We start from the raw sequence: 14,844 nt of genomic DNA on the forward strand, positions 1-14,844 counted from the left end.
GGGGTTCGCTGTATTCGGTTCAAACTCAAACATCACTTTTTCAAATTTCCGGCAAACCTGAACTCCCAATAAACCCCGAAAAACAAAAAAGCATTCTAAAAACAGTTCAAGCAAAAAACGGAGTTCAAATTTTTATCAAATTAACAAAAAGCGATGTTTCGGTTATGAATACAGAAATACAGCAAACCCGGCTCTAATTTCCGAATTCGTCTGACGCTTGCGGCAGACGAATCGGAAATTAGAGAGGTTATCCAAAAAATGAAAAATTTTAGAAAAACCCTTTCAATCTCAAAAATGTCTGAATTAAATATTTATCAAATTACTTGATACATGGGTTAATAATCAAAACAATTATCAAAACAAAAATCAAAAGGAGAATACAAAAAATGACAGTTAAAATCGGATTTGTTGTTGCCGAATTCAACAGAGATATCACTTACCAAATGGAAATTTTAGGAGAAGAACACGCCAAATTCCTCGGCGCGGAAGTCACCGAAAAAATCTACGTCCCGGGCGCTTATGACATGCCGCTTGCGATTAAAAAATTGCTTGAAAACAAAGACATTGATGCCGTCGTGACCGTCGGCTGTGTCATTGAAGGCGACACCAGCCACGATGAAGTCGTCGTCGCGCAGGTGACACGAAAAATGACCGACTTGTCCCTGGAATACGGAAAGCCTGTCGCGCTCGGCATTTCAGGTCCGGGTATGACGCGCATGCAGGCGATGGAACGCATGGATTACGCCAAAAGAGCGGTCGAAGCCGCTGTTAAACTGGTTCAGCGCGTTTAATTTGTTCGGTGAATTCATTTGAATTCATTTTATTTTTAAATTTATTTTCATTTTATTTTTGATTCGTTTCTGATTGTTTTCGATTGGTTTCTGATTGTTTCTGATTGTTTTCGATTTGTTCATTTAATTTTGGATTTAATTCCGGTTTAAATTTCATCGGCTGATTTTTCAGCCGAAACTGTTTTATTATTCCGGTTTTTCAAGAATGGATTAGAAATTAGAATAGTTATTATTACAGTGAGTAATATTCATTCACAAATGATTCATTGGTTTGATTCATTGGTTTTGTTGAATCCTTAAGGTGCGGAAAATGATTTCATCCAGAATAGAAAGAGTTGAAGAATCGGCGACAATCAAATCTTCCAAAAGAGCGAAAAATTTAATCAGTCAAGGCATTGACATCATTAATTTCACGCTCGGCGAGCCGGATTTTGACACGCCGGCAAACATTGTTGAAGCCACTTACCGCGCAATGCTCGCAGGCGAGACGCATTACTCCGCCGGTGCCGGAATTCCGGAACTCAGATCCGCCGTCGCCGACAAACTCCGAAATGAAAACAATATTCCGACAACGGCCGAAAACGTCATGGTGACGCCCGGCGCGAAGCTTGCCATTTTTGAATCCATGATGACGCTTGTCGAAGAAGGCGACGAAGTTCTTTTGTTCGACCCTTCTTGGGTTTCATATGACGCCTGCGTGAAAATGGCCGGCGGCAAAACCGTTTGGGTAGAGACCGATCCCGACAGAAACTATCGGCCGACGAAGGATTTGGCGGAATACGTCACCGACAAAACCAAAATGATTGTGATTAACACGCCCTGCAATCCGACCGGTGCGGTTTATGAAAAAGAGCAATTGCAGGAAATCGCCGACTTGGCGATTGATCATGATTTCCTTGTCATGTCGGATGAAATGTATGAAAAAATCATTTACGACAAAAAGAATTACAGCATCGCCTCGTTTGACAACATGCACGAGCGCACTCTGACGATTAACGGTTTTTCAAAAGCGTACGCAATGACCGGCTGGCGCCTCGGCTACATGGACGCGCCGCAGCACATCTTCAAAAGTCTGGAGAAAATCCAAAGCCACACCATCAGCAACGTGACGACTTTCATTCAATACGGCGGCGTCGAAGCGCTCACCGGCCCGCAGGACGAACTTCACAAAATGCAGGCGGCATTCAAAGAGCGCCGCAGTGTTCTGGTTGAAGGCCTCCGCGAACTCGGACTGAAATGCGCGATGCCCGACGGCGCTTTTTACGCGTACCCCGATGTCAGCGAATTCGGAACCGGCGAAGAAATCACAGACCGCCTGCTTGACGAAGCACATGTCGCCGTTTCTCCCGGAATCGCATTCGGCGAGTCCGGCAAAAACAACATCCGCATCTCTTATGCGGCCTCCGTTGACCGTATTCAAGAAGCGCTTGTCCGAATGGAAAAAGTGTTCCAATAACTCTGAAATTGCCGTTGTGCGCTGCGCCGAACTCCGCAGTATTACAATAGGCATCTTTTCGTATTACAAAACTGTTTTAAACAAAGCATCCTATTTTGAATCATTCAAATTTGGAGATTAAAAATGACTGAGATTCCGTGGGAAAAAATCGCCGTTTTCGACATCAATCACGGCGGACTCTCGATTGCAAAGCAGTTGAAAAAGCACGGCGTTTCGACCGCTGTTTTTGACACTTATAAGAAATTTTCGTCCGACCAATTAAAAACGTATTCGGACGAATATGGATTTCCGGTGACGAATGACGAAAACGTGCTGACGGAGGATTTTGATATCGTCTGCCTTCCCGTTCACTTAAGTCCCGAAAACAGCTTTTACAAAAAAGCGGCCGTTCTCGGCCTGCCGATGATTACGCATCACGAAATGGCCGGGCGGATTCTTCGAAGCGATCCGAAAATCGCGGACCGCTATTTGATTGAAATCACGGGCGTCCGCGGCAAAACCAGCACCGCCGTTTTGCTTGCGCAAATGCTTTCTTACAAAAATCGTGTCCTGCTTCATACATCGGAAGGAATGACGTTTTGGGACAACGGCCGTTTCGAACGGGTCGAGCCGGGCGTCAGCATTTCCCCCGCTTACGTTCCCGATTTGGCGGATCTGGCGTTTGAACGGAAATACGTTCCCGACACGCTTATTTTTGAAATATCTCTCGGCTTTACGGGCGCGCAGGACATCGGCATTTTAACCGAAGCGCAGCCGGATTACTTGATTGCCGGCGGCGCGATGACATCCACGGACGCCAAAACCAAAATGATCAGCCGTTCAAAAGTCGGCAGCATTTTTGTCATCAATTACGATGATTTGGAAACGGTTCAAAATTATATTCGGGATGACCAAGAATTGATTATTTTCGATGACTCCGGCGCGGCAGTTGCCGAAAACACGCCGACGGACGTTTATGTCAACATCACAACAGATTCGGACGAAGAACCGGTGGCAGACATTGAATCTTCCAGAACCGGAATTGTTTTCAGAGCGCCGCTGCGTCCGGGCTACGACGTCAATTCCTACCGGACGGCAATGGCGGCAGCGGTTGCAGCCGCACTTGAATTGGATATTCCCGAATCTCAAATTACGGAAGTTATTTCAAATTTTGAAGGCGTGAAAGGACGAATGCGCGAATACGAAGAAAACGGCCGGCTGATTCTGGATAATTCCAATTCAGGACTCACAGCGGAAACGGCGGAAACAGCTGTTCAATACATGCTTGACAAATACTTTGACAAAAAATCGCCCGCGTATGACGCGTCGAGAAATGTGACGCTTGTCATCGGCGAAGAGGATAAAACCGTTTGCGAAGGGTTGGAACCGCATGATGTCGAAGAACTCATTGTCAACCATAAAGACGATGTTCAAAATTTAATCCTCGTCGGCGAACGCTTAAAACGGTTTGTTGATGTCGGAAAAATTGATGAAAATTATGAAACAATGGAAAAAGCGGAAGACGACATTTTCTGCAAAGCAAAATGCGCCGGCTCATTTAAAGAAGGACTTGCAATGGCGCTTGAACTGTCAAAAGAGGGCGACATCATCATTGCCGCAGTGAAATGTTTCAGATAAAATCAGGCTAAAATAAGCAAAAAAGCTAAAAATAAGCTGAAAATAAAGCTTAAAAATAAGGCTAAAATAAGGTAAAAAAATGACGGAAAAGGAAAAACTGATTATTCATCCGAGGCCGAGTTCGATTGTGGCTTCACTTTATACGCTCCGCGATTTAAACGTGGACGTCGCAATTTTACACGGGCCGCCCGGCTGCTCTTTTAAACACGCCCGGCTTCTTGAAGAAGACCGCCTCCGCGTTTTGACAAGCGCGATGGATGAAAATGATTTCGTCTTCGGCGGCCGGGAAAAACTGGAGCGGACCATTCAACAGGCAGTCGACTTGTTCAATCCGAAAACAATCGCTTTGGTCGGCACCTGTACGAGCATGATTATCGGCGAAGAGCTGACGGATTCAGCCGCCGCCGCGCCCGACGGTGTCGATGTCATCTGCGTTGAGACGCATGCCGGCTACGCCAACAACACCGACGGCGTCATCTCGGTACTGGAGCCTGCCATGGAATGCGGCATGATCTCAGCGGAAGAGCTGCAGCGCCAGCGCCGGCTGCTCACGGAAGCGACCAACGTTGAAATTCGTCACGGCGCGGCCAGCAAAGGGTATTTGGCCCCGTCCCGCGGCGACATCAAATACAAAGCGGCCGAGCGTTTAATCGAGTTCATTCGCGGCGGCAAAAAAATTGTCGGCATCTTAAACGCGAAAAAAGAGACGGCCTACATGTTTGCCGACGAACTCATCGCACTTTACGAAACGGCGCGGCTTTTCGGCATGGAAGAAAACATCACGATCTTTTCAAACACCGACATCACCCTGGGCCTTCCCCGCGTTCGCGAACACGCCGAAAACGTGATGAAAGCGTTTGACGAACAAAGCATTCCCGTTCACGAAATCATCGGCGGGCTCGACGAATACGCGGTCACGGGCGATCTTGTCAAAGATTTGATTCTTAACAAATACGGCGGCTGCAATGTGACCGGCCGCTGCGGCATGTTTGAAGCGGCGGTGATTGCCGGCGTTCCGCACGCGCTCCCGATGGAAGCGTTTGCCGGAATGGAACTCTTTTCCATTACGAACGGGCCGAGACAAGTGGCGCCGCTCAAAGACATGGGACACCAGCACGTGATGGTGGAAATTGATTTGCATCCGCAGACGCTCGGCGTCTCAACAATCGTTGCATCGGAATTCGGCGACACGCTTCGGGCGGTTGCGGCCGACATTCTGGCGGCAGATATCGGAGAGAAAAAATGAAGAAGATTATTGCAATTTACGGAAAAGGCGGCATCGGAAAATCCAGTACGGCATCCAACATGGCAGCCGCCTGCGCGCTTGCCGGCAAAAAAGTGATGTTGATCGGCTGCGACCCGAAAAGCGATTCATCCATAACGCTTCTCGGCGGCAAAAGGATTCCGACCGTTCTTGAAACTTTGAAAGCGAAGAAGAATGTTGAAAAAGACGACGTGATTTTTGAAGGATTCGCAGGCGTTTTATGCATGGAAGTCGGCGGTCCCGAACCCGGTGTCGGCTGTGCCGGCCGCGGTATTATTGTCGCGATTGAAACGTTGAAAAAAATTTATCCGGAATATTTGGACAATGATTTGATTATTTACGATGTCCCGGGAGACGTTGTCTGCGGCGGATTTGTCGCGCCGATTAAGAAAGGTTTTGTCAACGAAGTTTATGTTTTAACATCGGGCGAATACATGCCGCTTTATGCCGCAAACAACATTTGTCGCGGTTTTAATAAAATCGGCATGGAACTCGGCGGCGTTATCTGCAATTCCAGGAATGCCGACCGCGAACACGAACTCGCCGAAGAATTTTCAAAATCCATCGGCAGCAAGTTAATCGGCTACATTCCCAAAGACCCGCTCGTTCAAAGCTGCGAGCGCGACGGTTTTTCCGTCCTCGAAAACGCGCCCGATTCGGAAATTGCAAGTGTTTACAAAAAGCTTGCCGAGGATTTGCTTGCCAATACACAGCGTGTGAAAGCAACACCGCTTGACGATGACGAACTCAGAGAGCTGTCTAAAAAATACAGCGACTGATTCAATTCAAAACAAAATAATTCAAAAATTGGAGATACAAAAATGACATCTGACAACCGGCAGATTCCGAGAATTTTGATTTCTGCCGACCGCTCTTCTTCGGGAAAAACGACGATTTCAATGGGCATCATGGCCGCTTTGAAGGCGCAGGGCTATGTTGTTCAGCCGTTTAAAGTGGCGCTCGATTACATTGATCCCGAATACCATACGGAAATTGTCGGCCGCCGCTCCCGCAATTTGGACGGCTACCTGATGGAAGAAGAAGGTGTCATTGATGTTTTTACCCACGCATGCGGCTCTTTGGAAAACGACGGAAAAGGCGCGGACATCGCCGTCATCGAAGGCGTCCGCGGTTTGTATGAAGGATTAACCGCAGATACCGACATGGGCAGCACGGCGCAGATTTCCAAAGTGCTGAAATGTCCTGTCATCATGGTCATTAACGCGCGCAGCATGACACGCTCATGCGCGGCGCTCATTAAGGGGTTTGCGTCATTTGATCCCGATGTCAATATTGCCGGCGTCATTTTAAACAATGTCGGAAGTCAGCGTCATGCCGACAAGGCTGTCACCGCGATTGAAAGCGCGACGGGAATTCCGGTCATCGGTGTTGTTTACCGAAATCCGGAACTTGATTTTTGGATGCGCGAACTCGGTTTAATTCCGATTCCGGAAGGCCGGAAAACGTACGACCGATTCGCCGAAAGAATTCGGGTGATTGAAGAAACGGTTCAAAACAGCGTGAATTTGGAAAAATTAATTGAAATCGCAAACACAGCCGGATCGATTCAGGTGCCGGCAAAAAGCCGCTTTGAAGAACGTCCCGCCGTTCCCGGCGAAATCCCGCCGAAAATCGGCGTGGCTTTTGATGAAGCTTTTAACTTTTATTATCCCGACAACATGGATTTATTGCAGGCGCAAGGTGTCGAAATCGAACTTTTCAGCCCGATTCGCGACACTGAGCTGCCTGACGTCGATGCCGTTTACATCGGCGGCGGAACGCCTGAAATTTTCGCGTTCGAACTTTCGCTGAACAGTTCCATGAAAGAATCGATTCAAAACGCGTCGGCCGCGGGAATGCCGATTTTTGCCGAGTCGGCCGGCATGAATTATTTGACGAAAAGCATGACGATTAAAACGCGCGACGCGCCGGATGTTTCGTTTGACATGGTCGGCATCTTTGACTGCGAAACCGTTTACGGCAGCGGAAAGCGTGTCGTTACCTACACGAACGGCGTTTTTGAAAAAGACACGCCGATCGGAAAGAAAGGCAGCACGTTCATCGCGCATGAATTCCATCATTCGATATTGGAAAACATTTCCGGCGATATTGAATACGCGATTGATATTTCACGCGGCGTCGGAATCAAAGATAAAAAAGACGGCATGATTTCCGGAAACACAATCGGAACGTACGTTCATTATCACGGCTCTTCTTACACCGATTTTGCCGAAGAGTTTGTGAAAAGCGCGCGGGAATACCAAAAAGTAAAATGAGGTTTTCCTTCTTTCTTTTATTTTACTGCTTTTCTTTTTTATTTTACTGCTTCTTCTTTTTTATTTTACTGCTTCTTCTTTTTTATTTGCTGTTTCTTCTTTTTTATTTTGCTGTTTCTTTTTTTTATTTTACTGCTTCTTCTTTTTTATTTTGTTGCTTCTTCTTTTTTATTTTGCTGCTTCTTCTTTTTTATTTTGCTGCTTCTTCTTTTTTATTTTGCTGCTTCTTCTTTTTTATTTTGCTGCTTCTTCTTTTTTATTTTGCTGCTTCTTCTTTTTTATTTTGCTGCTTCTTTTTTTTATTTTACTGCTTCTTCTTTTTTATTTTGCTGCTTCTTCTTTTTTATTTTACTGCTTCTTCTTTTTTAATTGATTTTGTTTTTCGTTTCTTTTTCTTATGACTGTAATGAGGCAAAACTATATATTTCAAAATTTAATTATATATTAATTAATATATATTCAAAACGTTAAATTTGAACCCGGATGTTGGCTATGGCGTAAAACAACGATTTGCTCTTGCAAAAACAAATCAAAACGAAATGAAGACCCAAAAACAAACGCAAACAAAAACCTAAATGCGGAACGTGAAAAACAATGACCGAAAAACAAGCGTTAAGAAGAAATGCCGTTTTCACGGCATTCATTATGATTTCAGTATTGGCGACAGCTTTGTTTTTAGTTCCTTCTCTCTCGGCGGGCGATGAAGTCATTGCAACCGTCACATTTTATGCGGACGGAAAAGTTTACAATATTCAGCAAATCGAAGTTGTCGGCACCGTTTCGGCTCCGGCCGCACCGCCGCTTCCCGACGGATTTGTTTCTTTTGTCGGATGGTCGGTTGACGAAGGGCCTGAGGGAATTGAAAATCTTTATAATTTTTCGTCTCCCGTTAACGGAGATTTGAATTTGTACGCTCAATTTTCCGATAAATATTTGATTTCTTTTAAAGATTTGAACGGTCAGATTTATCATACGCAGCTTGTTGAAGCGGATGCTTACGCCGAATCGCCGGACGAACTGCCCGATGAACCCGGCCATGTGTTTTTATATTGGACTGTTGAAAACAGTACAGAAATTTATGAGTTTGACATTCCTGTTAATAATAATATTATTTTAACGCCCAATTTCGGCGACGCTTATTTTGTCTCTTTTAACGTTATGAAAGGAACCGAGGTGGAAGATCAATCTGTTTCAGAAGGCGGTACGGTTTCCGAGCCGATTCCGCCGACACGGGAGAGTTATGTTTTCAAATATTGGAGCACGGACAAAGACGCGGACCCCGACGACTTATCAAAAGCTTATAATTTTAACGATCCGGTCACCAAATCATTGACACTTTACGCCGTATGGAAAGCCGATGAAAACAATATGCCGGCCGTCAAAGTTATTGTATGGAAAGAAAAAGGAAATTTGCCGTTTGAATTTGATAAGTCCGATCCTTCAAATTATGTTTATCATGATTCATATATGACAAACGCGCTTGCGGGAACGATGCTCACCCTGACCGAAGACGATGTCAAAACCGGGCTGGAGGCGAATTCTAAAACAGAGCCGACACACAGCCAATTTGAAAGAAGTACGCCTGTACTTATCAAAGATAACGGAACGACGGTTGTCAATGTTTATTACACTTATATTGTTTACAACATTCATTTCGTTATGGATCCTCCCGGTCTGGAAATTTATGTCAAAGGCGTCAAATACGTATACCATACGGAACCCTATAACGGATATTTTATAGATCTCAAAGAAACGATGTTTATAGAAGACATTTGGCCGAGAAAAGGAAACGACAGTTTTGATTATGTATATAACATATTCGGTTCCGGGTCCCGTTTTACCGGGTGGGCCGCACCGCCGTGGAGTACCGACGGCGCAACTTGGGTTTCTAAAAGAATTACTTGTACGCCGGATATGCTGCCGACTGAAGAATATGATACGGGAGATCACAAATTTGAATTAAAAGCAACTTGGCGGGGATATGATCAAGTTTCCGACGTTTATCTCAATTATATGTTTGAAGCCCTTCCCGGAGAAACGTCAAGCGGCACGGCAGGAACAGATTATGCGGAATATAACGGCAAAACATACATTAAAGACCTTTTATACAGTCAGCCGGTCGGTTCGGCAACGACCGCATACAATTTAAAATCGATAGAAGGGATGGAAAATATTACGGCAGCTGCGCTGAAGTATGAGAACGGTGCATTGACGGAGATAACTTCGACGGGAGCAAAGACGCAATTCCTGTTATATGACCGTCTTTTGTACGGCATTGAAATACATGATACGGAAAACATTGCCGACACCCGAAACATCGACAACATTGTTTACGGGGAGCCTTTAATTGATTATAATATTGAACCGATTTCCCGTCCCGGGTACAAATTTATCGGATGGTATGAAGATGCGGAATATTACAAACCGATTGACCTTAATAATACGACCATGCCGAATCACAATTTAGTGCTGTTCGCGCGCTGGGAAACCCAAGAGCTGACGGCAACATTTTACGATAAAGAAAACGGAAACATATTGGGTGTTCAGTATTTCGCAAACGGCGGCAGAGTGGAAGAGCCCAAAATCAGTGACCCGTATTTCAGGGACCCGGAAAAATCCTATAAAGAACTGGGCATTTTTAAAGGATGGTATTATACACGGCCGAGCGGATTGGTTGTTCCGGTCGATTTTTCAACGGATAACATTACCGAAAATGTCAGCATGTATGGAATGTATCGGACGGAGGGATTTAAAATCACGTATAATGCCGCCGGAGGCAGCGGAACCGTTCCGATTGATGGTGAAACTTACACGCTGAACACTTTAGCGCGGGTCAAAGAAGCCGATCTTACAAAAGACGGTTTGGTGCTGGCCGGATGGCAGGAAGAAAGCAAACCGGGACTCCTTTATTATCCCGGTTCCACTATTCGAATGTACGGAAACGTTGAATTTGAAGCCGTTTATACGGATGCGGCAACCTTGACGAATTTAATCTATAATGCCAATTACGGCGGCACGCCCGAAACAAAAACGGATTCGGTTATGTCCGGCGCTTATTATGCTTTAAGAGACAATCAGACTTTTGCCAGGAATGATTATGTTTTAATCGGCTGGTCCGAAAATGCAGACGGTACGTTGACTGTTTACGAATGCGGTGACGATTATCTCATTCCGGGCGGCGGTGCGGCGCTTTATGCTCAATGGGCATATCAGCCGAACAACCTGACAGTGACTTATGACTCCAACGGCGGCAGCGGAACGGTGCCGGCTGATAATAATCAATATTCGTACAATGCACCTGTCATTGTTCAGGCGGGCAGCGACCTTTATCAGGTCGGTTTTGAACTGACAGGCTGGAATACGAATGCCGACGGGTCGGGAACAGCGTACGCGGCGAATCAGCAATTCAACATTATTGCAAATATGACACTGTACGCGCAATGGACGACAAATTCGGAAAAATTTACGGTCACATACGGCCCGAACGGCGGACTCGATTCGCCCGATGATGATAAACAATACGAATATGATGAACTTGTCACCGTGAAATCAAACGAAACGATGTATTTTGCGGGAAATGTATTCGTGGATTGGAACACGGAAACCGATGGAACCGGAGACGCTTATTATCCGAACGATACTTTCAGAATTCGAAACAATATTGATTTGTATGCGCAATGGACGCCCGTCAATGAAACGCATGTGCTTGAATATCATCCCAACGGCGGCGAAGGCGGGCATAATGTCACGGATATAAAATATGACGCCACATTAAACGTTCTGAACGCCGCCGAAGCAAACGTTTCTTATGTCGGTTTTGATTTCATCGGCTGGAATGAAGACAGCAGTGCGGCAGCCGCGGATCCGATTTTTGATCCCGGTATGCCGGTTCGGATTAACGACAATTTGACGCTTTACGCTGTTTGGGCTCAAAATACAACCACATATAATGTTACCTATAATCCGAACGGCGGCGAAGGCGGCGACACCATTGAAGATATCCAAATCGGAACAAATCATACGATATTGAACGAGTCGTCGTTGGGCGCAAATGTTTCCAAGTACGGTTTTAATTTTATGGGCTGGAACACGGATCCGACAGCAGCGGCAGCGGATGAAAAATACAAACCCGGCGTAAACCTGACAGTGACGGAAGACATCGAATTGTTCGCTGTTTGGGAACATGACAGAAGAACGTATTATAACGTCACTTATGACGCGAACGGCGGTATCGGCGGTACCGTTTCTCAAGTGATTCCCGGCGATTCTCACACAATTCTCGGCAACGAAACGGACGAGGCCGATGTTTCCCGATATGGTTTTATTTTCCTCGGCTGGAACACGTATGAAGATTCGGCAGAGGCGGATGACACGAATTACAGTGTCGGCAGCAGCATTACGCCTGCCGGTAATTTGACGCTTTACGCCGTTTGGCAATATGACGGCAGCACCGTTTATCGCGTGACATATGATTCAAACGGCGGCGACGGCGGTACCTTTGTTCAAATCGTTCCGGGTAATTCGCATACGGTTCTCGACGGCGGGGAAAACGGTGCACACGTTTCCAAATACGGATTTAATTTCCTCGGCTGGCATACGGATGAAAAGTCAACAGAAGCGGATACTTTGAATTACAGTGTCGGCAGCGATATTACACCGACCGGCGATTTGACGCTTTACGCGATTTGGAAGCATGACGGCCAAACATATTACAATATAACGTATGATGCCAACGGCGGCACAGGCGGTATTGTTTCCCGCGTTATTCCGGGTGAAGAGCATATCATTCTCGGAAGCGGAGCAGATGAAGCGAATGTTTCCAAATACGGTTTTAATTTCCTCGGCTGGAATATGAATCGTAATTCCGATCAGCCCGATGCGAATTATGCCGTCGGCAAAAGTTTTGTGCCGGGCAGTGATTTTACGTTTTATGCGGTTTGGAAGCACGACGATCAAACGTATTATAATGTGACTTATGAGGCGAACGGCGGCGTCGGATCGAACCATACCGAGCAAGTTATTCCCGGTGAAAATCACACGATTTTAACGGCTGAAGACATCGGCATTTCTCGATACGGCTATAATTTCACGCATTGGACACTCGTTTCTGATGACTCCGGCCAAAATTATACCGCGGGAGCTGAAATAACGCCGGCTGACAATGTGACTTTATTCGCTCAATGGGAACGCAATGTCAGTGAAAATTATACTGTTACTTACACAGCAAACGGCGGCACCGGAATCAATCATATTGTTGACGTCACTCCCGAAACCGCTCATACGGTTCTTTCCGCTGCCGATGCCGGCATTTCCAGGTACGGTTTTGCGGTTGATATTTGGACTGAAAACGACGACGGCACCGGTCAAAATTACACGCCGGGCGATACGATTACGCCGACGGATAATCTGACTTTGCACGCCCATTGGATACGCAATGAGAGTGAAAATTATACGGTCACGTACAAAGCGAACGGCGGTTTCGATGACGACTATATTGTTGATATTGTTCCCGAAAGCGCTCATATTATTCTTTCCGGCGAAGGTGCCGGTATTTCTCGGTACGGTTTTATTTTCCTCGGCTGGAACACGGATAATACTTCGGATACGGCCGATGACACGAATTACAGTGTCGGCAGCAGCATTACGCCGGCGGATAATTTGACGCTTTACGCGATTTGGGAACGCAATGACAGTGAAAATTATACCCTCACTTACAATGCCAACGGCGGCATCGGAGCCGATTATATTGTTGAAATTGTTCCCGAAACAGCTTATACGGTTCTTTCCGCCGAAAGTGCCGGCATTTCCCGTTACGGTTTTAATTTCCTCGGCTGGAATCCGGAAAACGCTTCAACTGCGGCAGATGACAATTACGTGGTCGGCAGCAGTATTGCATTGACAGATAATTTGACGCTTTACGCAATTTGGGAGCGCAATGCCGGTGAAAACTATACCGTGACTTACACGGCAAACGGCGGTGCCGGTGACGACCACGCTGAACAAATCATTCCCGAATCCGGCCATGCTGTTCTTTCAGCCGCCGATGCGGGCATTTCCAGGTACGGTTTTACATTCACTGAATGGAACACGGACGAAAACGGCGGCGGTCAAAATTACAGTACCGGAACGGAAATCACGCCGACCGACGACATGATTTTGTACGCGCAGTGGACGCGCGACACTTCCGTGAAATATACAGTTACTTACAAAGCGAATGGCGGTATCGGGACTGATTATACTGCTGAAGTTCTTCCCGAAGAAAGTCATACTATTGCTTCTGCCGATGAGGCCGGTTTTACCCGCGCCGGATTTACATTTGTTGAATGGAATGCCGATGAAAACGGCGGCGGTCAAAATTACAGTGCCGGAACGGAAATCACGCCGACAGGCGACATGATCTTGTACGCGCAGTGGACGCGTGACATTTCCGTGAAATATACCGTTACTTACAAAGCGAACGGCGGTATCGGGACTGATTATATTGCTGAAGTTCTTCCCGAAGAAAGTCATACCGTTGCTTCTGTCGATGACGCCGGTTTTACGCGTTACGGATTTACATTCACTGAATGGAATGCCGATGAAAACGGCGGCGGTCAAAATTACAGTGCCGGAACGGAAATCACGCCGACCGGCGACATGATTTTGTACGCGCAGTGGACGCGTGACATTTCCGTGAAATATACCGTTACTTACAAAGCGAACGGCGGTATCGGAACTGATTATATTGCCGAAGTTCTTCCCGAAGAAAGTCATACCGTTGTTTCGGCCGATGACGCCGGCTTTACCCGCGCCGGATTTACATTTGTTGAATGGAATGCCGATGAAAACGGCGGCGGTCAAAATTACAGTGCCGGTACGGAAATCACGCCGACCGGCGACATGATCTTGTACGCGCAGTGGACGCGTGACATTTCCGTGAAATATACAGTCACTTACAAAGCGAACGGCGGTACCGGTGCTGATTATGCTGTTGAAGTTCTTCCCGAAGAAAGTCATACCGTTGCTTCTGTCGATGACGCCGGTTTTACCCGCGCCGGATTTACATTCACAGAATGGAACGCTGATGAAAGCGGCGGCGGTCAAAATTACAGTGCCGGTACGGAAATCACGCCGACAGGCGACATGATTTTGTACGCGCAATGGACGCGCGATACTTCCGTAAAATATACAGTCACTTACAAAGCAAACGGCGGTATCGGAACTGATTATGCTGCCGAAGTTCTTCCCGAAGAAAGTCATACCGTTGCTTCTGTCGATGACGCCGGCTTTACTCGTGCCGGCTTTACGTTTGTTGAATGGAACATAGATGAAAACGGCGGCGGTCAAAATTACAGTGCCGGTACGGAAATCACGCCGACAGGCGACATGATTTTGTACGCGCAATGGACGCGCGATACTTCCGTAAAATATACAGTCACTTACAAAGCAAACGGCGGTATC

The 14,844-nt window shown here is 46.4% G+C and carries 7 protein-coding genes; all 7 read left to right on the forward strand.

Annotated features, from left to right (window positions below):
* Window positions 1–386 precede the first annotated feature (386 nt).
* On the forward strand, window positions 387–791 hold the full coding sequence (ribH, locus tag MmiAt1_RS03810) for a 6,7-dimethyl-8-ribityllumazine synthase (protein WP_318785572.1): 405 nt from the start codon (window positions 387–389) through the stop codon (window positions 789–791).
* A gap of 310 nt (window positions 792–1,101) precedes the next feature.
* On the forward strand, window positions 1,102–2,247 hold the full coding sequence (locus tag MmiAt1_RS03815) for a pyridoxal phosphate-dependent aminotransferase (protein ID WP_318785573.1): 1,146 nt from the start codon (window positions 1,102–1,104) through the stop codon (window positions 2,245–2,247).
* A gap of 123 nt (window positions 2,248–2,370) precedes the next feature.
* Window positions 2,371–3,864: a coenzyme F430 synthase gene (cfbE, locus tag MmiAt1_RS03820; RefSeq protein WP_318785574.1), complete on the forward strand. Its 1,494-nt coding sequence runs from the start codon at window positions 2,371–2,373 to the stop codon at window positions 3,862–3,864.
* Between the two features lie 79 nt (window positions 3,865–3,943).
* Window positions 3,944–5,110, forward strand: a complete 1,167-nt coding sequence (cfbD, locus tag MmiAt1_RS03825; RefSeq protein ID WP_318785575.1) for a Ni-sirohydrochlorin a,c-diamide reductive cyclase catalytic subunit — start codon at window positions 3,944–3,946, stop codon at window positions 5,108–5,110.
* Window positions 5,107–5,907 carry a Ni-sirohydrochlorin a,c-diamide reductive cyclase ATP-dependent reductase subunit gene (cfbC, locus tag MmiAt1_RS03830; RefSeq protein WP_318785576.1) on the forward strand — a complete coding sequence of 267 codons (801 nt, stop codon included), beginning with the start codon at window positions 5,107–5,109 and terminating at the stop codon, window positions 5,905–5,907. Before cfbD ends, cfbC begins: the two co-directional genes overlap by 4 nt.
* 42 nt (window positions 5,908–5,949) lie before the next feature.
* The gene (gene cfbB / locus MmiAt1_RS03835; protein ID WP_318785577.1) at window positions 5,950–7,404 is read left to right on the forward strand and encodes a Ni-sirohydrochlorin a,c-diamide synthase; all 1,455 of its coding nucleotides are present in this window, start codon (window positions 5,950–5,952) and stop codon (window positions 7,402–7,404) included.
* A gap of 594 nt (window positions 7,405–7,998) precedes the next feature.
* On the forward strand, window positions 7,999–14,844 hold a 6,846-nt coding region (locus MmiAt1_RS03840; RefSeq protein ID WP_318785578.1), incomplete at its 3' end, for an InlB B-repeat-containing protein.

The organism is Methanimicrococcus hacksteinii (genome assembly GCF_032714515.1).
Lineage (GTDB): Archaea > Halobacteriota > Methanosarcinia > Methanosarcinales > Methanosarcinaceae > Methanimicrococcus > Methanimicrococcus hacksteinii.